We start from the raw sequence: 259 nt of genomic DNA on the forward strand, positions 1-259 counted from the left end.
GATGTAGAATTCACCTTTATGAAATCGAATACTGGGTGCCCAGACACCGTCTCCTCTTTTGGGAGTACTGAAGTTTTCATTGGGAAGCACATCGGGAAGGGCATAATTCACCAATTTCCAGTTGACCATATCTTTTGAATGAAGAATAGGAAGTCCCGGAGCTTCATTGAAACTGGAAGCGGTCATATAATAATCATTTCCCACACGGGTAACGTCCGGGTCGGAATAATCTGCATATAAAATCGGATTTCTGTAATTT

The 259-nt window shown here is 41.7% G+C and carries 1 protein-coding gene; it reads right to left on the bottom strand.

The window, feature by feature from the left end:
* On the bottom strand, positions 1–259 hold a 259-nt coding region (locus tag SCA31_RS24185; protein ID WP_410699526.1), incomplete at both ends, for a family 43 glycosylhydrolase.

The organism is Chryseobacterium sp. SIMBA_028, from assembly GCF_046535285.1.
Taxonomy (GTDB): domain Bacteria; phylum Bacteroidota; class Bacteroidia; order Flavobacteriales; family Weeksellaceae; genus Chryseobacterium.